18 protein-coding genes are annotated in these 20,379 nt (G+C 62.7%); 5 read left to right on the top strand and 13 right to left on the bottom strand.

What is annotated here, in order from left to right:
- Positions 1-62: 62 nt before the first annotated feature.
- Positions 63-1,502, bottom strand: a complete 1,440-nt coding sequence (locus tag I8J29_RS26655) for a S41 family peptidase (RefSeq protein WP_208850404.1) — start codon at positions 1,500-1,502, stop codon at positions 63-65.
- A gap of 222 nt (positions 1,503-1,724) precedes the next feature.
- Positions 1,725-2,663, bottom strand: coding sequence for an aldo/keto reductase (locus tag I8J29_RS26650; protein ID WP_208850403.1), 939 nt, complete (start codon positions 2,661-2,663; stop codon positions 1,725-1,727).
- 139 nt (positions 2,664-2,802) lie between these two features.
- Between I8J29_RS26650 and I8J29_RS26645 the strand changes: the two genes are divergently transcribed.
- Both I8J29_RS26645 and I8J29_RS26640 read left to right on the top strand, forming a co-directional pair.
- Positions 2,803-3,669, top strand: a complete 867-nt coding sequence (locus tag I8J29_RS26645; protein WP_208850402.1) for an AraC family transcriptional regulator — start codon at positions 2,803-2,805, stop codon at positions 3,667-3,669.
- Positions 3,670-3,740: 71 nt separating this feature from the next.
- A complete protein-coding gene (locus I8J29_RS26640; protein WP_208850401.1) occupies positions 3,741-4,544 on the top strand; it encodes a Cof-type HAD-IIB family hydrolase in 804 nt (267 codons plus the stop codon).
- Positions 4,545-4,663: 119 nt separating this feature from the next.
- Here the strand turns inward: I8J29_RS26640 and I8J29_RS26635 are convergent, their stop codons facing one another.
- The gene (locus I8J29_RS26635) at positions 4,664-5,725 is read right to left on the bottom strand and encodes a YeiH family protein (protein WP_208850400.1); all 1,062 of its coding nucleotides are present in this window, start codon (positions 5,723-5,725) and stop codon (positions 4,664-4,666) included.
- Positions 5,726-5,920: 195 nt separating this feature from the next.
- Between I8J29_RS26635 and I8J29_RS26630 the strand changes: the two genes are divergently transcribed.
- Positions 5,921-7,060: a PdaC/SigV domain-containing protein gene (locus I8J29_RS26630; protein ID WP_208850399.1), complete on the top strand. Its 1,140-nt coding sequence runs from the start codon at positions 5,921-5,923 to the stop codon at positions 7,058-7,060.
- Positions 7,061-7,195: 135 nt separating this feature from the next.
- On the opposite strand, the gene I8J29_RS26625 is transcribed toward I8J29_RS26630, so the two are convergent.
- The 6 genes from I8J29_RS26625 to I8J29_RS26600 form a co-directional block, all read right to left on the bottom strand.
- Positions 7,196-8,272 carry a sulfate ABC transporter substrate-binding protein gene (locus tag I8J29_RS26625; protein WP_208850398.1) on the bottom strand — a complete coding sequence of 359 codons (1,077 nt, stop codon included), beginning with the start codon at positions 8,270-8,272 and terminating at the stop codon, positions 7,196-7,198.
- Positions 8,273-8,348: 76 nt separating this feature from the next.
- The gene (locus I8J29_RS26620; protein WP_090641223.1) at positions 8,349-9,413 is read right to left on the bottom strand and encodes a sulfate/molybdate ABC transporter ATP-binding protein; all 1,065 of its coding nucleotides are present in this window, start codon (positions 9,411-9,413) and stop codon (positions 8,349-8,351) included.
- 3 nt (positions 9,414-9,416) lie between these two features.
- The gene (locus I8J29_RS26615; RefSeq protein ID WP_208850397.1) at positions 9,417-10,214 is read right to left on the bottom strand and encodes a sulfate ABC transporter permease subunit; all 798 of its coding nucleotides are present in this window, start codon (positions 10,212-10,214) and stop codon (positions 9,417-9,419) included.
- Positions 10,211-11,014, bottom strand: coding sequence for a sulfate ABC transporter permease subunit CysT (gene cysT / locus I8J29_RS26610; RefSeq protein ID WP_420831166.1), 804 nt, complete (start codon positions 11,012-11,014; stop codon positions 10,211-10,213). Before cysT ends, I8J29_RS26615 begins: the two co-directional genes overlap by 4 nt.
- A gap of 246 nt (positions 11,015-11,260) precedes the next feature.
- Complete coding sequence (locus I8J29_RS26605) at positions 11,261-11,893, bottom strand: YigZ family protein (RefSeq protein ID WP_208850395.1); 633 nt, start codon at positions 11,891-11,893, stop codon at positions 11,261-11,263.
- Positions 11,894-11,902: 9 nt separating this feature from the next.
- Positions 11,903-13,252, bottom strand: coding sequence for a glucose-6-phosphate isomerase (locus I8J29_RS26600; protein ID WP_208850394.1), 1,350 nt, complete (start codon positions 13,250-13,252; stop codon positions 11,903-11,905).
- A 444-nt stretch (positions 13,253-13,696) separates the two neighbouring features.
- On the opposite strand from I8J29_RS26600, the gene I8J29_RS26595 reads away from it, so the two are divergent.
- Positions 13,697-14,605, top strand: coding sequence for an NAD(P)-dependent oxidoreductase (locus I8J29_RS26595; RefSeq protein ID WP_208850393.1), 909 nt, complete (start codon positions 13,697-13,699; stop codon positions 14,603-14,605).
- 242 nt (positions 14,606-14,847) lie between these two features.
- Here I8J29_RS26595 and ppnP read toward each other — a convergent pair whose 3' ends face one another.
- From ppnP to I8J29_RS26575, 4 genes are all read right to left on the bottom strand, one after another.
- A complete protein-coding gene (ppnP, locus tag I8J29_RS26590) occupies positions 14,848-15,165 on the bottom strand; it encodes a pyrimidine/purine nucleoside phosphorylase (protein WP_208850392.1) in 318 nt (105 codons plus the stop codon).
- 105 nt (positions 15,166-15,270) lie between these two features.
- Entirely contained in the window at positions 15,271-17,286 is a 2,016-nt protein-coding gene (gene tkt / locus I8J29_RS26585) for a transketolase (RefSeq protein ID WP_208850391.1), read from the bottom strand.
- A 307-nt stretch (positions 17,287-17,593) separates the two neighbouring features.
- Positions 17,594-18,490, bottom strand: coding sequence for a formyltetrahydrofolate deformylase (purU, locus tag I8J29_RS26580; RefSeq protein ID WP_090641210.1), 897 nt, complete (start codon positions 18,488-18,490; stop codon positions 17,594-17,596).
- Between the two features lie 61 nt (positions 18,491-18,551).
- Positions 18,552-19,679, bottom strand: a complete 1,128-nt coding sequence (locus I8J29_RS26575; protein WP_208850390.1) for a deoxyribonuclease IV — start codon at positions 19,677-19,679, stop codon at positions 18,552-18,554.
- Between the two features lie 217 nt (positions 19,680-19,896).
- Between I8J29_RS26575 and I8J29_RS26570 the strand changes: the two genes are divergently transcribed.
- Positions 19,897-20,328, top strand: coding sequence for a DUF2621 family protein (locus tag I8J29_RS26570; RefSeq protein ID WP_208850389.1), 432 nt, complete (start codon positions 19,897-19,899; stop codon positions 20,326-20,328).
- Positions 20,329-20,379 lie beyond the last annotated feature (51 nt).

Genomic DNA, 20,379 nt, shown 5'->3' with positions numbered 1-20,379 from the left:
CGGATAAATTTTTACAAGCATATCACAGCGCCCACGAACAAGCAATGGAAGTTATGTTAAACCTATTTGCCGGACGACGCGGCCGCTTCCGCCGCTTTCAGCAGCTCGATCGCCTTGTTCCGCTGCGGATCCTCGGTCTGGAATTTGGCCGTCAGCCGATCCAAAATCCGGTAGGCGGTCCGGTCGTTCGTCTCGCCGGTCACCGGCAGCGACTCCTTCTGCTGGAAGGCGCGCACGGCAGCTTCCGTCGCCTCGTCGTAGATGCCCGACCCCGTCCCGGTGCCGTAGCCGATCGCCTGCAGCATTTTCTGCACGGTGACGACCTTGTCGCCGTAATCCCCGGCCTTCAGCTTCAGGCCCGCGTCGAGTCGCGGCAGCAGCGCGTAAGCCGGCGGCGCGACCGCCACGTTGGGCTCGATGCCCTTCTTGTGGATCCACTGCCCGTTCGGCGTCCGCCACTGCGCCTCCGTCAGCTTCAGCACGGAACCGTCCTTCAGCTGGTTGAAATTTTGCACGATGCCCTTGCCGAACGTCTTCTCGCCGACGACCTGCGCGCCGGCCGTATCCTTGAGCGCCGCGGTCAGCACCTCGGCGGAGCTGGCCGTGTGCCCGTCCACGAGAATCGCGATCGGCAGCGTCCACGGCTCCTTCTGGCTCGACGTATGCGTGAGCACCCGCTTCTCGTCCTTGTAGACGACCTGCACGATCGTTTTCCCTTTCGGCACGAACCGGTTCGCGATCTCGATCGTCGGGTTGAGCAGCCCGCCCGGATTGCCGCGCAGATCCAGCAGCAGCGCCTTCATGCCCTGCTTCCGCAGGCTCTGGACCGCCGCGTCGAATTCCTGCGCCGTCTTCTCCGCGAACCGGCTGATCGTGATCTCGCCGACGCCGTCCGCCTTCATCTCCGAGGAAACCGTCAGCACCGGCACGTCGCCGCGCTTGACGGAGACGGTCACCATGCCGCTGCGGCCGGGCCGCTGCACCTCGAGCTTGACCGTGGAGCCCGACTTGCCCTGCAGCTTGCTCTTCAGGTCGTCGAAGGTCAGGCCCTTGACGCTCTTGCCGTCGACCGTCTCGATGGTGTCTTCCTTCTGCAGCCCCGATTTCTCGGAAGGCGCTCCTTTAATGATATTGTCGATGATGAACGCGCCGTCCTCCTGCCGGATCTCCACGCCGATCCCGACGAAATGGTCTTCGTACGACTGCATGTAGGCCTCGCCCTTGTCCTCCGACAAATACACGGAATACGGATCCTGCAGCGAGCCGACCATCCCTTCCGCCGCGCCGTCGACGAGCGCCTTGGACTTCGCGCCGTCCAAATAATCGTTCATGATTTCCTTGTACGCGTACGATAAATTCCCGAACGCCTGGTCCTTGATGATCGGATATTGCGCCAGCATGCTCAGCCTGCCGACGAAGAAGCCGCCCAGGAGCAAAATCACCATGATCACGACGAGCGTCACTCGCCGCTGCTTCGCGGCGTTCTCACCAAACCTATTCATTCCCACACCTCTTCCGCAAATGAACCTGTTTCCTCACTCTATCGCATTCGGAGAGCCGCCGCAAGTTCGCGCGAACCCAGGCGAAAAAGACCCCTTCCGAGGCTTGCGGAGGGACGGCGCTGCCGTCGTTTCCGCATGCTCGATAGAGGTCTTCGCTGCGTGTCATGCCGCTTCGCGGCGGCGCTGCAGCCCGGAGGACCGGCGCTGCCGCGAACGCCGGCTTTACAGAGACGCCGTCTCCGTCGCGAGCTTGAGCCAGGCGCGTTCTTCGGCGCTCAGCGCGATCGGCAGCGCGTCGACGCTGTCCTTCAGCTCCGCCGGCGACTGCGGCCCGATGATCGCCGCGACCGGGAACGGCTGGTTCAGCACGTACGCGAGCGCGATTTGGTTCGCGGAGACGCCGTATTTCTCGGCGAGGACGCCGGCCCGGCGCTTGCGCTCCCAGTTCTCGTCGCTGTAGTAGACGCGGACCATGTCGGCGTCGCCGCGCTTGTCCGGAGCGCACCGGTCCGTGAAGAAGCCGCCGGATTGCGACGACCAGGACAGGATCGGCAGGCGGGACTGCTCGTGCCACGCCTCGTCCTCGGCCGTCGTCGACACGCAGCCCGCCCAGCGCGGTTCGATCGGACGGGCGAGTCCGAGGTTCGGGCTGCTGCAGCCGAAGCCCGTCAAGCCGTGCTTCTCCGCGTAGGCGTTGGCCTCGCGGATGCGCGCGACGCTCCAATTGGACGCGCCGATCGCCCGGCAGCGGCCGGCCGCCAGCTGGTCGTTCAAGCCTTCGAGGATGTAGCCCACGTGAACGTTGGGATCGTCGCGGTGCAGCAGGTAGACGTCCATATAATCCGTAGCCAAGCGTTCCAGCGATTCGATGAGATCGTTCTGAATGCACGTCTTCGTCATGCGCGACTGCTCGTACGGATGCGCGCCTTTGCCGATCACGACGATGTTGGCGCGGTTGCCCCGCGCTTCCATCCATTTGCCGATGGCTTGCGCCGAGCTGACGCCGTAGATGTGGCCGGTGTCAATCGCGTTGCCGCCGGCGGCGGCGTAGGCGTCGAGCAGCCCGCCCGAGTAGTCCATGTCCTCGGCTTTCAGCATCATGGAGCCCTGGATAAGCTGCGTAATGCCTTGCGGGATGCCCGCGATTTCGATTCGTTTCATGGCGGTTCGTTCTCCTTTGCGTGGAATTGATCTATATTGCTTATTATAGTAAAGGATTCCGCCGCGCCATATCGAAATATATTGCTTGCGTTACCACGATATTGACAATAGCAACTACTCATACGGAGGAGGCGATGCCGTGTTCCGCAACCATCTTACCCTGCCGCTGCAGTCCCCCGGCCGCTTCTACTGCTTCCCGGAGTCGGCCGGCCATTACCAGCCCGACCCCGAGCACGAGGTCCGCCGCGACGCCGGCGCGATGCAGGCGTTCAACCTGCATCTCGTGACCGCCGGCAGCGGCTTCGTCGAGCTGGACGGCCGGCGGCGGGAGCTGCGGGCGGGCGACTGCTTTCTCTATTTTCCCGGCGACCGCCAGGTCTATTACGCCCACCCCGATCATCCGTGGGCGATCAAGTGGATTCATTTTTACGGCAGCGGGATCGCGGCGGACTTGAAGGCGCGCGGCTTCCGCCGCGCCGTGCCGTGGCGGCCGCGCACGGCGGCGGAGCTGGAGGCCCGGTTCGACGAGCTGCTCGCCGAAATCGAACGGCACAAGCTGCTTCACCCGAGCCGGGTCGCCATGCTGCTTTACGGCGTGCTCGCGGAATTCATCGAGCAGGCCGAGCCGTTGTCCGCGCCGGCCGCCGGTCCGCCGGCCGCCGCCGCGCGGCGCATTCTCGCCCTGCTGCCGGAGCTGCAGGCCGCCGCGGCCGAGCCGTTCGACCTCGACGCCTGGGCCGAGCGGGCGGAGACGAACCGCTACGCGTTTTGCCGCTGGTTCCGCCGCGCCGTCGGCCAGACGCCGCTGCAATTCGTCACGCTTTGCCGCATCCAGCGGGCCAAGGCGCTGCTCGTGGAACGGCCCGAGCTGAGCGTCGGCGAGGTCGCCCGCCAGTCCGGCTACGAGACGGCCGGCTACTTCAACAAGCGGTTCCAGGAGAGCGAAAACATGACGCCGACCGCCTACCGGCAGCAGTTCGCGGGACGCCGCGCTTTACGAAGATAACGCTTGTTCCCGCCCCCGAATTCCGCTACAATCAAGGACAATGCAAGCCATAGAGAGAAGGAGCGGAGAGCATGACCTACAAACTGATTGCCATCGACATCGACGACACCCTGCTGACGGACGACATCGTCGTCACGCCGGGCACCAAGGCGGCGCTGGCCGCCGCGATCGAGCGCGGCGTCTTCGTCACGCTGGCCACGGGCCGGATGTTTCCGTCAGCGAAGAAGATCGCGAAGCAAATCGAGCTGAACGTGCCGATCATCACGTACCAGGGCTCCATGGTGAAGACGCTGCTCGACGAGCAGGTGCTGTACGAACGGTACGTGCCGGAGGACGCGGCCCGGGAGCTGTACGCCTTTTGCAAAGCGAACGGCCTTCATCTGCAGCTGTACATCGACGACATCTTGTACGTGCAGGAGGACAACGATAAAGCCCGCGCCTATTCCGCGCTGTCGAACATTCCGTTCGCGGTGGAGCCCGACTTCGAGTCGCTGCTGGCCAAACCGTCGGCGAAAATGCTCATGATCGACGATCCCGCCCGGCTGGACGAGGTGGCGGAGCAGCTGGCTCCTCTGATCGGCGACCGCGCGCATATCACGAAGTCCAAGCCGCATTACCTGGAAGTGACGAACAAGGAAGGCACGAAGGGACACGCGATCGCGTTCATGGCCGAGCACATCGGCTGCACGCTGGACGAGGTCATCGCCATCGGGGATTCCTGGAACGACCACGAGATGATCGAAGCCGCCGGCCTCGGCGTCGCGATGGGCAACGCCCTGCCGAAGCTGAAGGAAATCGCGCAGTACGTCACGAAGACGAACAACGAAGAGGGCGTCAAGCACGTCATCGACAAATTCATCCTGCAAACGGTGTAAACGCGAAGAGCTGCAGCCTCCGGTCCGAACGGACGGGGCTTGCAGCTCTTTTTTGCGCTGCGCGCCGCGGACGGCGGCGGCGGTGGCGGCGGTGGCGGCGTTACGGCGGCGGTGGCGGCTTATACCGTGAAATACGTCCACGCCGACAGCAGCAGCGACGCGGCGACCATGGCCGCGAGCGCCTTCAGCACCCCGCCGCCGAGCTTGCGCAGGTCGACGTTCAAGCCGAGCCCGACCATCGCCATCGTGAGCAGGAACGTCGTGGCGACGGTCAAATCGTTCACCGCGCCCGGCGCCGCTTGCAGCACCTGATGGCCGAACGCGCTGCTGCCGAACAGGCTCATGGCCGCGAAGCCGAGCAGGAACCACGGGAACGGCAGCGGCGTCTTCGCTTCCCCGCCGCGCGCCTCGGCGCCGCCTTGGCGAAGGCGCCGCTGCACGTACACGATCCCGAGGCAGACCGGCACGAGCAGGAACACGCGCCCGAGCTTGGCGAGCAGCGCCAGCGCCAGCGCGTCCTGGCCCGCCGGCGACGCGGCGAGCGCGGCGTGCGCGATCTCGTGCAGGCTCGACCCGGACCAGACGCCGTATTGCGCGCCGGTCAGGCCGAGCAGCGGGCGAAGCAGCGTATACGCGACGGCGAACGCCGTGCCGACCAGCGCGATCAGGCCTGCGCCTACCGCCGTGTCCTCCTCCTTCGCGCGCAGAATCGGCGAGACGGCCGCGATCGCCGCCGCGCCGCAAATGCCCGTGCCGATGCCGAGCAGCAGCGACAGCCGGAGGTCCGCGCGCAGCCATCTCGCGAACAGCATCGTGCAGCCGACCGCGAACAGCACGACGGCCGCGTCCCGGGCCAGCAACCCGAGGCCTTCCTCGTAGATCGCGACGACGTTCAGCTTGAGGCCGTAGAGGATGATGGCCAGCCGCAGCAGATGCTTGCTCGCGAACTGGATGCCGGCCTTCTGCCGCGCAGGGTAGCCCCTCACCTGCCGGTAGGCGACCGCGAGCAGGATGGCGCAGGCCATTTGGCCGGCGTAGCGAAAGCCCGGCAGAAGCGCCAAGCCGCAGCCGGCAGAAGCGATCAGCAGCGTGAACGCGAGGCCGCCGAGCCGCAGCCGGCAGGCGCGAAGCAGCGCGAGGGAAAAGCCGGGCGGCCGTTTCAGCGAGTAAGGGATCGACATGTCTGTACCGCCTCCGTACGTTTGGGATGGTTCCCATTATACCGACCGCTCTTCGATATGAGAAATCAATCCTTATGATGAATCGAATCAAGATTCGTTATGCGATGCGCCCTGACGGACTCGTTACCGTTTTGTTACGATCATCCGGCGGGCAAGCGTTTATAGTATAAGTAGACTCATTCAGGAGGGATTCCCATGAACGACCGTACTCATAACCGCCCCGTCAAAACGATGACCGCCGCCGTCCTCGGCTCCGCGCTCCTTCTCTCGGCAGCCGCGCCGTTCGCGTTCGCCGCGGAAGCGAGCCAAACGCCGGCAGCCGCTCCGGTCGCCGTCGTCGCGCAGGCGAACGGCGCCGTGCAGATGACGACGACCGTCATCAAGAAATCGACGGACCAGCTCGAGACCGATCTCGAGATTCCGGTCCTCCAAGGCATGAAAGACGCCGCCTACCAAAACGCGCTGAACGCGAACATCGCGGCGCGCGCGAAAGCGGCCGCGGACGCGATCGCCAAGCAGGCAGCCGACGACTATGCCGCCAATGACGGCTCGTACGAGTTCCGCCCTTACGGCGTCACCGTGAAAGCCGAGCTGATCTCGAACGGAAGCGCGGCCGCGAACGGCGTCCTCTCGTTCCGCGTCCTGACGTATACGTACACGGGCGGCGCGCACGGCGGCACCCTCGCGGAGACGTACAACGTCCGCAACGAAGCGAAGGCGTCCCCGATCAAGCTGAAGGACCTCTTCGGCGCGAACTACAAGAGCGTCGTCAACCGCGCGGTGCAAGCGGAGATGAACGCGCGCCCGGACGATTTCTTCGCCGACCAATTCAAATCGATCGCCGATAATCAAGCGTTCTATATCAAAAACGGCGTCGCCTACGTCATCTTCCAACAATACGAGATCGCGCCGTATGCCGCCGGCATGCCGGAAGTCGCGGTCGTGATTCCGGACGGCGGCGCGGCCGTGCCCGCGGGCGCGGTCAAGCTGCCGGTCGTGGCGAACGGCCAGAACGCGAAGGCCGCCCTGTACGCCGGCCCGGGCGGTACCGTCATGGCGCCGCTGCGTTCGGTCGCCTCCGCGCTCGGCTACACGGTCAGCTACGACGCGCGCACGCATCAGACCAAGGCGACCAAGGGCAACGACTGGGCGAAAGTGACGGCCAACCTGAACCGCTACGGCTTCAAAGACATGGCGCCCTTCACGCTCGGCGCCGCGCCGGCAACGAAGAACGGCACGCTCTACGTGCCGCTGGATTTCTTCGCGCGGGTGCTGCACGCCGACCTGGCGTACACGAAGCAAGCCATCGTCCTGACGTCCGCGCCGGCGAACTAACGCGCGCGGATTCCCGTTTAGCCACAGCCGCTGGCTTCCCGCCGCCCCGCGCGGCGCCGGCAAGCAAGCATGAACAAGGCCCTGCCGCTTCCATCGAAGCGGTCAGGGCCTGTTTACGGTGAGGCGCGGCATGCGTCAGATGCCCGCCAGGATTTGGTACCAGACGCCTTTCGGCGAATAGAGCGTATTGCGAACTTCCGCCCAGCCGCCCAGGTACGAGATATCGAACAGCCCCGGCGGCGTGACGAATCGGTCCTTGACCTCCTCCATGACGGCAGCGTTCACGGGACGGAAGCCGTACTTGGCGAGCATCCGCTGCGCGTCCGGACTGTGCAGGTAAGCCAGGAACGCTTCGGCGACCTTGCGCGTGCCGTGCTTGTCGACGTTCTTGTCGACGATCGCAGCGGGGTTCTCGATCAGGATCGTCGAAGACGGAATCACTTCCTCGTACGGAACGCCCTGCATCTTCCGGCCCAGCAATTCGTTCTCGTAGGTAACGATTACGTCGCCGAAGCCGTATTCGAACGCCGCCATGGAGGCGCGGCCGCTCTTGTCGAGCGACTCGACGTTCCGGTGGATGCGCTCCAGGAACGCCTTGGCGTACGCCGGATCCTTCTTGCCCGTCTTCGCCTCGGATTCCTTCAAGCCCGCGCCGTACATCGCGTTGATGTCCCACTGCGCGCCGCCGGACGTCTTCGGGTTCGGATAGAGCACTTTGACGCCTTTGCGGGTCAGATCTTCCCAGTCCTTGATCCCCTTCGGGTTTCCTTCGCGGGTGCCCATGACGGCGATCGATCGCGTGATCATGCCGGCGTCGCCGAACTGCTTGCGCCAGTCGGCGGTGATGAAGCCGGCCTTTTGGATTTTGTCGATGTCGCTTTCCATCGCGAGCACGGCCACGTCCGCCTCGAACCCGCCGGCGATGGCGCGCGCCTGCGTGCCGGAGGCCTCGTACGATTCCTGGAACGTCACCGTCTGCCCCGTCTCGGCCTTCCACTGCTTCGCGAACGCGGGCAGCAGCTCCGCGAACGAGTCCTTCGCGACGGAATACGCGCCGATGACGAGCGTCACGCCGCCCTTGGGCGCCGTCTGCGCGCCGCCGTCCGCCGCGCCCTCCGCGCCGTCCTTCCCGCAGGCCGCCGTCAGGAGAAGCGTCAGCGCGAGAAGCGCCGTACCCGCAATCCGCCATCCTTTGAGTAGGGTAGGTTTCATTGTGCACACAACACTTTCTGTTCGGCAAGCGAGTCGCCTAGATGGGACGGCCGGCTGTCGCGCGCGGCCGGGATGCTTAGATGTAGATCGGCATGGGGTCTTCCTTCAGCTTGTTCTCCATGATCCACGTGTCGTCGTCGTTGAACAGATACGCGCGGTGGATGAGGACGCTGACCGGCTCGCCCGGCGTCAGGACGTCCTTCTCGAGCGAACGGTACGTGATCAGCTTGACGTCGCCGATCTCGACCTCCACCATCCACTCGCTGCCGCGGAAGTGCAAATGCCGCACGATGCCGTCCACGGTCGCGGACGGGATGCGGAAGTCGCTCCGCTTGCCGATCTCGATGTATTCCGGCCGGATCAGCGCCTTCGTCGACGGCCAGTTGGCCGCTTCCTCGAAGCCCCTCAGCCGCTCCACGTTCTCGACGATGGTCGATTCGCCGATGAAGCTGGCCACGAACTGCGTTTGCGGGCTCTTGTAAATATCCCAAGGCGTGCCTTTCTGCTCCAGCCGCCCTTTATTGATGATCATGATCTCGTCGGCGACCTCGATCGCCTCGTCCTGGTCGTGCGTCACGAAGATCGAAGTGATGCCGAGGCGCTCGATCATGTCCTTCAGCCACGTGCGCAGCTCCGTTCGGATCTTGGCGTCGATGGCCGCGAACGGCTCGTCGAGCAGCAGCAGCTGCGGCTGCGGGGCGAGCGCCCGCGCGAACGCGACCCGCTGGCGCTGGCCGCCGGAGAGCTGGTGCGGGTAACGGTGCTCGAAGCCCTTCAGTCCCGTCAGCTCGATCAGCGACATGACGCGCTCGCGGATGACGTCCTTCTTCTCCTTCTTCACCTTCAGGCCGAACGCGACGTTGTCGTATACGGTCATATGCTTGAACAGCGCGTAATTCTGGAAGACGAAGCCGATGCCGCGCTCCTGCGGCGGCAGGTCGTTGACCCGCTTGCCATGGAACACGATGTCGCCCGACGACGGGGATTCCAGCCCCGCGAGCATGCGGAGAATCGACGTTTTGCCGCCGCCGCTCGGGCCGAGCAGGCCGATCAGCTGGCCTTTGGCGATGTCGAAACTGACGTCCCGCACGGCGTGGAAATCGCCGAACTGTTTGTTTAAGCCGCGCACCTCGATATGCATCGTTCAATGCACTTCCTTTCTCTTCTTCGCCCATTCCATGAGCAGCAGCAGGCCGACGGAGAACGCCGCGAGCACCAGCGCGACGCTGCTGGCCTCGGTGACGTTGAAGTTCTCCACGTCCTGGTAGACGAGCGTCGTCGCCGTCTGCGTCTTGTTCATAATATTGCCGGAAACGACGAGCACCGCTCCGAACTCCCCGAGCGACCGGGCAACCGTCAGCACGACGCCGTAGATGACGCCCCAGCGGATCGAAGGCCATGTCACCTTCCAGAAGGTGTACCACGAATAGGCGCCGAGCGTCGAGGCCGCTTCTTCCTGCTGCGCGCCGATCTCCTGCAGCACCGGCATGACCTCGCGCACCATCAGCGGGAACGTGACGAACAGCGTCGCCAGGATCATGCCGGGAAGCGCGTACACGACTTTGAAGCCGATATCCTCGAAGAACGCGCCGAGCGCCGAGCTCGGTCCGAGCACGAGGACGATCATAAGGCCGCCGATGACGGGCGAGACCGCGAACGGCAGGTCGACGATGCTGTTCAGAAGGCCCTTGATCCGGCGGGACAGCCAGGTCGCCCGGACGAGGTACAGCGCGAGCATGACGCCGAACAGCGTGTTCAGCAGCGTCACGATCACGACGAGCATGCCCGTCATCAGGAGCGCGTGCAGCGATTGCTCGCGCGTGAGCGCCTCCGCGAAGCCGCTCCAGCCGTCGCCCCAGGAGCCGGCGAAAATTTTGACCAGCGGCGCGACGATCAGGATCAGAAACACCAGATACGTCAGCGCGATCCACAGCTTTTTCATTTGGCGCGCCTCCTCGCCTGAACGAGGTTGACGGCGCCGAGGATAAGGAACGACAGCGTCAGGAGCAGCACGGACACGGCCGCGGCGCCCTGCGCGTTGTCGCTTTCGATTTCGCCGAAAATATACACCGACGCGATCAGCGTCTTGCCCGGAATGTTGCCGGCCACGAGCACGACGGCGCCGAATTCCGCCAGCGCCCGGGAGAACGCCAGCATCGCGCCGCTGATGATGCCCGGCAGCATCGACGGGAATATCACCTGCAGAAACGTCCGCGTCCTGGATGCGCCGAGGGTGTAAGACGCCTCCTCCTCGGATTTGTCCATCTCCTCGAGCAGCGGCTGCACGCCGCGAATGACGAACGGAAACGTCACGAACACCATCGCGATGACGATCGCGGGTTCGTGGAAGACGATTTCGAAACCGAGCTTGCCGGCCTGGCCCCCCACGAGACTGTTGGGGCCGAGCAGCAGCAATATCATCAAGCCGCCGACCGCGGTCGGCAGCGCGAACGGCAAATCCACGAAGCTGTTCAGGATGCTGCGCCCGGGAAACCGGTACCGGATCAGCACCCACCCGATCATCGTGCCCAGAAGCACGTTGATTACCGTGGCGAACACGGACAGCTTAATCGTAAGGAGAACGGCTTCCCACGCCAGCTGGTCCGTCACGCTTTGCCAGAACGGCGCCCAGCCCAGCTTGAACGACTGGGTGTAGATGCCGATGATCGGCAAGACGATCAGCAGAATGAAATAGAGCATAACGGTGCTGCGAAACCCGAAGCTCCACAAGCGGCCGCGCATTATGAAATTCAAGCTGAATAACCCCCTGACGCTTTCCTTGAGGAATCGCGGTGCGGAAACGGATAATCCCCATTAAAATACTTGGTATTCACACTTTAGCAGACCACGGGATGTCTAGTCAATCCTTGGAACGGTGAAAATCTCGCGCCAACGGCAAAAAACGAAAAGCTCCCCGGAGGTCCGTTCGGAACCTCAGGGGAGCTGGCCGTTCATTCTCGATTGGGGGTTGCGTGGCGGCACGCGCGGCTACTCGCCGTCGATGAAGTACCGGTCCTCGCCGATCGCGATGACCGCCTGGCCTTGCGTCAAGTCCGTGATCCACGCCGCGAACTTGTCCGCTTCGGGCGCCTCCGGCAGGCATGTAATGACGACGCGGTCGGTAAAATCGGTGCCGCCGACGCGGACGCCGCGCGCGTGGAATTCGTTCTCGAGCTTGCCGTACCAGGTATAGTCGACGTCGACGATGACCTCCCGGTGCAGCACCTGGGTAACGGCCTCCGCCGCCTCGATCGCCGCGACCGCGCCGTCGGTATAGGCGCGGATCAAGCCGCCCGCGCCGAGCATGATGCCGCCGAAATACCGGGTCACGACGACGGCGACGTTCTTAAGCCCTTGATGCTTGATCACTTCAAGAATAGGTTTGCCGGCCGTGCCGCTCGGCTCCCCGTCGTCGGACTGCTTCTGGCATTCGTCGCGTTCGCCGACGACGTAAGCCGAGCAGTTGTGCGTCGCGTTCCAGTGGAGCTTCTTGATCTCCTCGATGAAGGCGATCGCTTCTTCCTCCGAGGCGACGGGTCTGCCGTGGCCGATGAAACGCGACTTCTTGATGACGATCTCCTTGCTGTCCGGCCGCCGCAGCGTCCGGTAGCGGTTCAGCATGTCCGCCGCTTACAGCCGAGCTTCGAGCTCGGCTTTTTCTTTCTCGTAGCCCGGCTTGCCGAGCAGCGCGAACATGTTCTTCTTGTACGCTTCGACGCCCGGCTGGTCGAACGGGTTCACGCCCGACAGGTAGCCGCTGATGCCGCAGGCGATCTCGAAGAAGTACACCAGATAGCCGAACGTGTACGGCGTCATGTCGGCGATGTTCACGACGAAGTTCGGTACGTGGCCGTCCGCGTGCGCGAGCAGCGTGCCTTCGAACGCCTTCTTGTTGACGAAGTCCATCGTCTTGCCGGTGAGGAAGTTCAAGCCGTCCAGGTTGCTTTCGTCATGGCCGATCGTGATTTGCTCGGAGACGCTGCCGACCTGAATGACCGTTTCGAAGATGTTCCGGTTGCCCTCCTGGATGAATTGGCCCATGGAGTGCAGGTCGGTCGAGAAATCGACGGCCGCCGGGAAAATGCCTTTGTAATCCTTGCCTTCGCTCTCGCCGTACAGCTGCTTCCACCATTCCGACACGAAGTGCAGCGCCGGCTCGTAGTTGACGAGAATTTCCGTCACTTTGCCTTTGCGGTAGAGCGCGTTGCGGGCCGCGGCATACTGGTACGCCTCGTTCTCGGCCAGAGCCGGGTTGTTGTAGGCGGCGGACGCGTCCGCGGCGCCTTTCATCATGGCTTCGATGTCGATGCCGGCAGCGGCGATCGGCAGCAGGCCGACGGCCGTGAGCACGGAGTAACGTCCGCCGACGTCGTCCGGAATGATGAAGGACTCGTAGCCTTCTTCGGTCGCGAGCTTCTTCAGGGCGCCCTTCTCGCGGTCCGTCGTGGCGTAGATGCGCTTGCGCGCTTCGGCTTTGCCGTATTTGGCTTCCAGCGCTTCGCGGAAGATGCGGAACGCGATGGCCGGCTCCGTCGTCGTGCCCGATTTGGAAATGACGTTGATCGACCAGTCGCGGCCTTCCAGCAGCTGCAGCAGATGCGTTACGTACGTGGAGCTGATATTGTTGCCCGCGAACAGGATCTGCGGCGTCTTGCGCTGCTCCTGCGGGAGAAGGTTGTAGAAGGAATGCGACAGCATTTCGATCGCGGCGCGCGCGCCGAGGTAGGACCCGCCGATGCCGATGACGACGAGCACTTGGGAGTCGGATTGGATTTTGTCCGCCGCTTGCTTGATCCGCGCGAATTCGTCTCGATCGTAATTCGTCGGCAGGTCGATCCAGCCGAGATAGTCGGAGCCCGCGCCGGAGCCGTTGCGGAGCTGATCGTGCGCCGTGCGCACCTGCTGCGCCAGATTGTCGATCTCGTGCTGGCCGATGAAGCCGAGCGCTTTGCTGTAGTCGAAGGAAACTGCTTTCGTCATGGTTTTTGGAACCTCCTGAAAGTTTTTGCGATGCTTCGTTGGTTATTCTTCAATGCGAGCAAAAACTCGCTTCGAAAGCATAGGCTTAAGTTTTTGCGATGCTTCGTTGGTTATTCTTCAATGCGAGCAAAAACTCGCTTCGAAAGCATAGGCTTAAGTTTTTGCGATGCTTCAGTGGTTATTCTTCAATGCGAGCAAAAACTCGCTTCGAAAGCTGAGGCTTAAGTTTTTTGCGATGCGGCTCTATGTAGGACGGAGCAGCTCCGGCCGGGCGTCGGGACGCGCCGTTCGGCCTGCCGCGGAGCATGTCCTTTTTACGTCACGATAAGGATAATGGATTTCCTACCCAAAAACAAGGGAACCCGGGCCGAATGCAGCTTGGCCGGTAAGTATGGTAAAATGGTTGGAGCCTTCACATTCGGAAACTCAAGGAGATGACGTATCATGTTCAAAATCGGCTTTATCGGCCTCGGCGTCATGGGCGAGCCCATGGCGGCCAACCTGCTGCGCAAAGGCTATCCGGTCACGGTCTACAACCGCACGCCGGGCAAAGCGGCCCAACTGCTCGAGCTCGGAGCCGCGGAAGCGAAGACGACCGCGGCGGTCGCCGATGCCTCCGACATCATCATAACCATGATCAGCAACGACGATTCGATCCGCGAAGTCTACTACGGCGACAACGGCGTGCTCGGCGCGTTGAAGCCGGGTTCCGTCGTCATCGATAGCAGCACCATTTCGCCCGCCCTCTCCCGACAGCTGCACCAGGACATCGCGGCCAAGTCCGCGGCCTTCCTCGACGCGCCGGTCACGGGCAGCAAGCCGGCGGCGGAAAGCGGCACGCTGACGTTCATGGTCGGCGGGGACGCGCAAGTGCTGGCGAAGGTCCATGACGTGCTGGGCGCGATGGGCCGCAAGATCATTCCGATGGGCCCGGGCGGCAGCGGCTCGACCGCCAAGCTGGCCCATAACACGGTCGTCGGCATCAACGTCGCCGCGCTGCTGGAAGGCATGGCCATCGCGGCCAGCGGCGGCATCGACGCCGCCTCGTTCCTCGAGCTTGTCCAATCCGGCGGCGCCGCGAGCAAAATGGCCGAGCTGAAAACGCCGAAGCTGCTGGAACGCGACTTCGGCGTGCAGTTCTCGCTCGGCCTGATGCTGAAGGACCTGCGGCTGGCTTCGGTGCTGTCGGACGAGCTGAAGACGCCGACGCCGATTCTGGAGACGGTCAAGAGCCTGTATCAGATCGGCGACGCGATGGGCTTCGCCGAAGCGGATCTCTCGGCGCTGGCGCATACCTACGAGCAATGGATCAACAAGCCGATCACGAACCGCGCCGGCACGAAGGCCGAATAGGATTCACGCCGCGCGGTGCATCGCGGGCTCGCCTTAGGCCGGCTTAGCCGCGGCCCTCGGGGGTGCGCGTTTCGGCGCGCCCGGGAGCGCCTAACCCCGCCGGCGCCGCACGAAAGACAAAGAAGGCTGCTCCGCCTCCCGTTTATTGCGGGAGAACGCGGAGCAGCCTTTTTTTTGCATGCCTTTGACGCGATTCGGATCCGCGGCTCGAGGCCGAGCGTCCGGTTAAGCGCGCCGGATTGTTATTCTTGGATGTACGAGCAGGCGTAGTCGGTAATCGACGCGACCTGCAGCTTGAACTTGGCGTTGGCCGGGACCGTGAACTCGCCTTCGCCGGCGATATGGAGCCATTCCGTTTCGCCCGGCAGCAGCACTTTCAGGTCGCCGGCGAGAATTTCCATGATTTCCTTGGCGTCCGTGCCGAATTCATAGTCGCCCGGCAGCATGATGCCGAGCGTTTTTTTCGTGCCGTCCGGAAACAGGACGGTGCGGCTGGATACTTTGCCGTCGAAGTACAGGTTGGCTTTTTTGATAACGGTGACGTTTTCGTACTGGGACATAAGGGCAATACTCCTCTGCGTGTGGGATGATGGCGATATGTAAAAAGCGGAGCTCACGGCCGCCGAAGTGGCCCAAGCCCCGCGATTGGAACCGATGATGCGCGTTTACAGCAGCCCTTTGACGTGGCTGACGACGTTCTCGACCGTGAAGCCGTACTCCTGGATGACGCGGTCGCCTTTCGCGGACGCGCCGAACTTGTTGATGCCGAGCACGGCGCCTTGGTCGCCGACGTAACGCTCCCAGCCGAACGGCGACGCCATTTCGATCGCTAGGCGCGCCTTGACGTCAGGCAGCAGGACGGAATCCTTGTAGGCCTTCGATTGGCGCTCGAACAGGTCGAAGCTCGGCATGCTGATGACGCGCACGTGGATGCCTTCGTCCGCCAGCGCCTTCTGCGCGGCAACCGCCAGCTGCACCTCGGAGCCCGTCGCGATCAGCTGCGCTTGCGGCTTGCCGTTCGCCGCGTCGGCGATGACGTACGCGCCTTTCGCGATGCCTTCGCGCGAATTCTCGTTCGTGCCTTCGAGGATCGGCAGGTTCTGGCGAGTCAGGACGAGCGCGACCGGCTGATCCGCCTGCGAGAGCGCGTAAGCCCATGCCGAGGACGTCTCGTTGGCATCGGCCGGACGGATGACCGTCAGCTGCGGGATGATGCGCAGGGACGCCAGCTGCTCGATCGGCTCGTGCGTCGGGCCGTCTTCGCCGACCGCGATGCTGTCGTGCGTCAGGACGAACGTGACCGGCTGCTTCATCAGCGCGGAGAGGCGCACTGCCGGACGCAAGTAGTCCGTAAAGACGAAGAACGTCGCGCCGTACGGCTTCACGCCGCCGTGCAGGCTCATGCCGTTTACGGCAGCCGCCATGGCGAATTCCCGTACGCCGAAGTACACGTTGCGGCCTTCGTAGCTGCCCGGTTTGAATACCGGCAAGCCCTTCAAGTGGGTCATCGTGGAGCTTTCCAAGTCGGCGGAGCCGCCGATCAGGCTCGGCACGTTGTTCGCCAGGCCGTTCAGCGCGTTGCCGGACGCCACGCGCGTCGATACCGCCTTGTCCGCGGTCGTGTACGTCGGGAGATCCTTATCCCAGCCCGCGGGCAGCTTGCCGCTGATGGCCGTTTCGAATTGAGCCGCCAGCTCCGGATACGCGGACTTGTAGGACGCGAACAGCTTGTCCCACGCTGCGTTCGCTTGCTCGCCGCGGGTCTTGACTTCGGCGAAATGGGCGCGAACCTCGTCCGGCACGAAGAACGCCTCATGCTCCCAGCCGTAAAATTCTTTCGTCAGCTTCGTTTCGTCGGCGCCGAGCGGGCTGCCGTGCGTGCCGAGATGGCCGCCTTTGCCGCCTTTGTTCGGGCTGCCGTAGCCGATCGTCGTCTTGACTTCGATGAGCGTCGGACGGCCGAGCTCCGCTTGCGCCGCAGCGACGGCTTGCGCGAGCGCGTTCAGGTCGTTGCCGTCCTCGACGCGAAGCACCTGCCAGCCGTACGCTTGGAAGCGGCCCTGCACGTTCTCGGAGAACGCCAGGTTCAGCTCGCCGTCGAGCGAGATGTCGTTGGAATCGTACAGCACGACGAGCTTGCCGAGCTTCAGATGAGCCGCCAGCGAAGCCGCTTCGCTCGCCACGCCTTCCATCAGGTCGCCGTCGCCGCAAATCGCGAACGTGAAGTGGTCGACGATGTTCAGGTCCTGCTTATTGTAAGTCGCGCCCAAGTGCGCTTCCGCCATGGCCATGCCGACCGCCATCGCGACGCCTTGTCCGAGCGGGCCCGTGGTCGCGTCCACGCCGGCCGTGTGGCCGTACTCCGGATGGCCCGGCGTCAGGGAGCCCCATTGACGGAACTGCTGCAGCTGTTCGATCGGAAGGCCGTAGCCCGAAAGGTGAAGCAGGCTGTACAGCAGCATGGAGCCGTGGCCCGCGGACAGCACGAAGCGGTCGCGGTTGATCCAGGTCGGATTGGACGGATTGTGGTTCATCGTCTTCGCGAACAATTGATAACCCATCGGCGCCGCGCCCATGGGCATGCCCGGATGGCCGGAGTTCGCTTTCTCGACCGCGTCGATCGCCAGGGTGCGAATGGTGTCGATGGAAAGTTGATCGATGGTTTTCTGCGTGACTGTCATTCAAATACTCCTCCTAAATCGCAATGGGTACAGCTTCGCGTTTCTCTCTATATTCTACAATTGGCAGGGAATCCCGCACTGGCTTTGAAATATTGTACCATTACCTCTTGGCCATTGCCATCTTTATTGCGGTACTGCTCTAAAATTCGACACTTAAATTATGGCCCAACATTTGCATTCTTATCGCTGTCCGTACTTATTAAACCGACCGCCCTCGCGCATAAACGGTCAACGCGAAAAAAGCGCGCCGTTCCTTGGGGGGAAGGCGCGCGGGTCTTGACTCAGCAGATAAGGACCAAAGAAAAAATCAATTGAAAACGACCGTTTTGTTCTGATGCACGAGAATCCGGTCCTCGACATGCCATTTGACGGCGCGCGCGAGCACGACGCGCTCGATGGTCCGGCCGATCCGTTTCAAGTTGTCGACGTCGTCGCGGTGCGTGACGCGCTGGACGTCCTGCTCGATGATCGGACCGCCGTCAAGCTCTTCCGTGACGTAATGCGCCGTGGCGCCGATGATCTTGACGCCCCGCTGGTAGGCTTGCGCGTACGGCTTGCCGCCGACGAAGGCCGGGAGGAAGGAATGATGGATGTTAATGATCCGGTTCGGAAACTGCTCGATGAATTTCGGCGAAATGATTTGCATGTAACGGGCCAGCACGATTAGATCGGCTTTGCCTTTGACCGCTTCCAGCTGGCGTTTCTCGGCTTCCGCCTTCGTGTCCGGGGTAACCGGAATGTGATGGAAGGGGATGCCGAACGATTCCACGAGCCCCTGCATGTCGGGATGGTTGCTCACGACCATCGCGATTTCCGCGTCGAGGTCGCCGGCCTGCCACTGCCAGAGCAGCTCCAGCAAGCAGTGATCTTCCTTGGAGACGAAGATCGCGAGGCGTTTCTTGCGGCTGGCGCGAAACGTATTCCATTTCATGTCGAAGCGGTCCGCCACGCGGCCGAAATCTTCCTGCAGCACGGGCAGCTCGCGCTCCAGGTCGCTTAAGTCGAATTCGAAACGGATGAAGAACATGCCGCCGCCGGGGTTCAGCGTATATTGGTCCGATTGCACGATATTCGCGCCGTGTTCGTACAGAAATTGCGACACCGCGGCCACGATGCCGTTGCGGTCCGGGCACGAGATGAGCATCCGCGCGCGGTTGGCGTTGTCCGGCCGCGGCGGCCGCGGGGCTTGATGAATGGTTTGCATGAGAGACAGTCTTCCTTCCGTCGGCGAGTGGGTCAAGCAAAGCCGGCCGAAGCCGGCGGGATCAGGCGTTTACGAGCAGCGTCTTGCCGGCGAACCATGCCGTGATGCGCTGGTTGACCGCTTCCTCGGACAGCTCGGGCAGCACGCGGTGCTCGGCCACGAGGTCGTAGAGACGGTCCATCGGCTCGCGCGGGTCGGCTTTCTTCGCTTTCGCGTCGGTTTTAAGCACGTCCCAGACGTTCAGCACGTACTGGCGGTGATCGATGTCCTGCTTGCCGAAGAAATGGTGCAGGCGCTCGACGTCCTCCAGGAACTCGCCGCCGAAGCGGTTCGACGCATCGCCGCGGAGCAGCGCGATTTCGGCTTCGTACATCGGACGCTGCGTCTTGTCTTGTTGGCCGATCCAAGGCGTCTCGAGAATGAACGGACGGCCCTTCAGCGCTTCGTGGTGCACGAAAGCGCGGATGGCGTCGTAGCCGATCCAGCCCGCGCCGATCGGCGCATGGCGGTCTTTCGCGGCGCCGCGCGGGTTTTTGCTGTCGTTGACGTGGACGACGGCCACGCGGTCGAGACCGACGATGCGGTCGAACGCGCTCAGCACGCCGTCGGGGTCGTTCACGAGGTCGTAGCCGGCGTCGTGCATGTGGCACGTGTCCATGCAGACGGTCAGCCGGTCGTTCGCCGCGACTTTATCGATGATGGACGCGATTTCCTCGAAGCTCCGGCCGATTTCCGTTCCTTTGCCGGCCATCGTTTCGAGCGCGATGTTGACGTTCGTTTCTTTCGTGCCGTTCAACACTTCGTTCAGGCCTTCCGCGATCCGGGCGATGCCGTACTCCGCGTCCTTGTCCGTATAAGCGCCCGGATGCAGCACGATGTTGCGCACGCCGATCGCGTCGGTGCGGCGGATCTCCTCCTGAAGAAACCGCACGGCGAGCTCGTACGTGTCGTCTTTATAGGAACCGAGGTTAATGATGTAGGGGGCGTGCACGACGATTTCGTCGATCCCGGCCTCGCTCATCGCGGCCTTGCCTTCCGGAATGTAGAGGTCTTCCATAGGCTTGCGGCGCGTGTTCTGCGGGGCCCCGGTGTAAATCATGAACGAGCTGGAGCCGTACGAGACGGCTTCGTTCGTGGCGGTGAGCAACCCTTTATCGGAAAAAGAAACGTGCGAACCGATTTTCAACATGGACGTGTAATCGCTCCTTTCGTGTATACGGCGGAAGCCTGCGAAGGGGCAGGTCCTGATTCAATGCTTGTCCCTCCTATTTTACAAGGAACGGCGAAATAAATCTAGGTTCCGATCACGGCCGATTGTTGCGGCCGAAGGCCGGCTTGGCTTATAATAGGCATGATTTGCCGATATTTTTCGAGGCATAGAGTGCCCGCAAGAGGTGATGGTAGCGATGGCTCCGAATTGGTTCATGTATTTTATCGTGTTTTGGGCGGTCGTCATGATCGTCTTCATGTCGATCGGCGGCTATTTCATGTTCCGCAAGTTTCTGAAGGTGCTCCCCCAGCGGGATGGCAAGTCCAAGCTGGATTGGCAAAACTATTGGGTCGAGCGCAGCCGCGGCATGTGGTCCGAAGATGCCAAGGCGTTCCTCGAGAAGCTCGTGTCGCCGGTACCGAGCGCGTTCCGCGATATCGCCAGGCATTCCATCGCGGCCAAAATCGCGCAGGTGGCGGTCGAAGGGGGAGCGGCCGAAGTCTCGCAAAGCCACTGCATCGAAGGCTACATCCGGGCCACGCCCAAACGCGACTACCGCAGTTTGATTACGTTTCTGGAGAAGGAACAGATCGATTATCGGCCGTATACCCATCTGCTGAATAAATAAGCCGCCCGTTCGGGCGGCTTTTGTTGTACCATGAGGTTAATCGTTGTGGGA

The sequence above is a fragment of the Paenibacillus artemisiicola genome (assembly GCF_017652985.1).
Classification (GTDB): Bacteria; Bacillota; Bacilli; order Paenibacillales; family Paenibacillaceae; genus Paenibacillus_Z; species Paenibacillus_Z artemisiicola.
This window is presented reverse-complemented; position numbering and strand designations above follow the sequence as displayed.

Bases quoted from the DNA above. Each gene is read 5' to 3' on its own strand.
- I8J29_RS26655 (WP_208850404.1), bottom strand. From the start codon at position 1,502: ATGAATAGGTTTGGTGAGAACGCCGCGAAGCAGCGGCGAGTGACGCTC.
- I8J29_RS26650 (WP_208850403.1), bottom strand. From the start codon at position 2,663: ATGAAACGAATCGAAATCGCGGGCATCCCGCAAGGCATTACGCAGCTT.
- I8J29_RS26640 (WP_208850401.1), top strand. From the start codon at position 3,741: ATGACCTACAAACTGATTGCCATCGACATCGACGACACCCTGCTGACG.
- I8J29_RS26635 (WP_208850400.1), bottom strand. From the start codon at position 5,725: ATGTCGATCCCTTACTCGCTGAAACGGCCGCCCGGCTTTTCCCTCGCG.
- I8J29_RS26630 (WP_208850399.1), top strand. From the start codon at position 5,921: ATGAACGACCGTACTCATAACCGCCCCGTCAAAACGATGACCGCCGCC.
- I8J29_RS26625 (WP_208850398.1), bottom strand. From the start codon at position 8,272: ATGAAACCTACCCTACTCAAAGGATGGCGGATTGCGGGTACGGCGCTT.
- I8J29_RS26620 (WP_090641223.1), bottom strand. From the start codon at position 9,413: ATGCATATCGAGGTGCGCGGCTTAAACAAACAGTTCGGCGATTTCCAC.
- I8J29_RS26615 (WP_208850397.1), bottom strand. From the start codon at position 10,214: ATGAAAAAGCTGTGGATCGCGCTGACGTATCTGGTGTTTCTGATCCTG.
- cysT (WP_420831166.1), bottom strand. From the start codon at position 11,014: ATGCGCGGCCGCTTGTGGAGCTTCGGGTTTCGCAGCACCGTTATGCTC.
- I8J29_RS26605 (WP_208850395.1), bottom strand. From the start codon at position 11,893: ATGCTGAACCGCTACCGGACGCTGCGGCGGCCGGACAGCAAGGAGATC.
- I8J29_RS26600 (WP_208850394.1), bottom strand. From the start codon at position 13,252: ATGACGAAAGCAGTTTCCTTCGACTACAGCAAAGCGCTCGGCTTCATC.
- I8J29_RS26595 (WP_208850393.1), top strand. From the start codon at position 13,697: ATGTTCAAAATCGGCTTTATCGGCCTCGGCGTCATGGGCGAGCCCATG.
- ppnP (WP_208850392.1), bottom strand. From the start codon at position 15,165: ATGTCCCAGTACGAAAACGTCACCGTTATCAAAAAAGCCAACCTGTAC.
- tkt (WP_208850391.1), bottom strand. From the start codon at position 17,286: ATGACAGTCACGCAGAAAACCATCGATCAACTTTCCATCGACACCATT.
- purU (WP_090641210.1), bottom strand. From the start codon at position 18,490: ATGCAAACCATTCATCAAGCCCCGCGGCCGCCGCGGCCGGACAACGCC.
- I8J29_RS26575 (WP_208850390.1), bottom strand. From the start codon at position 19,679: ATGTTGAAAATCGGTTCGCACGTTTCTTTTTCCGATAAAGGGTTGCTC.
- I8J29_RS26570 (WP_208850389.1), top strand. From the start codon at position 19,897: ATGGCTCCGAATTGGTTCATGTATTTTATCGTGTTTTGGGCGGTCGTC.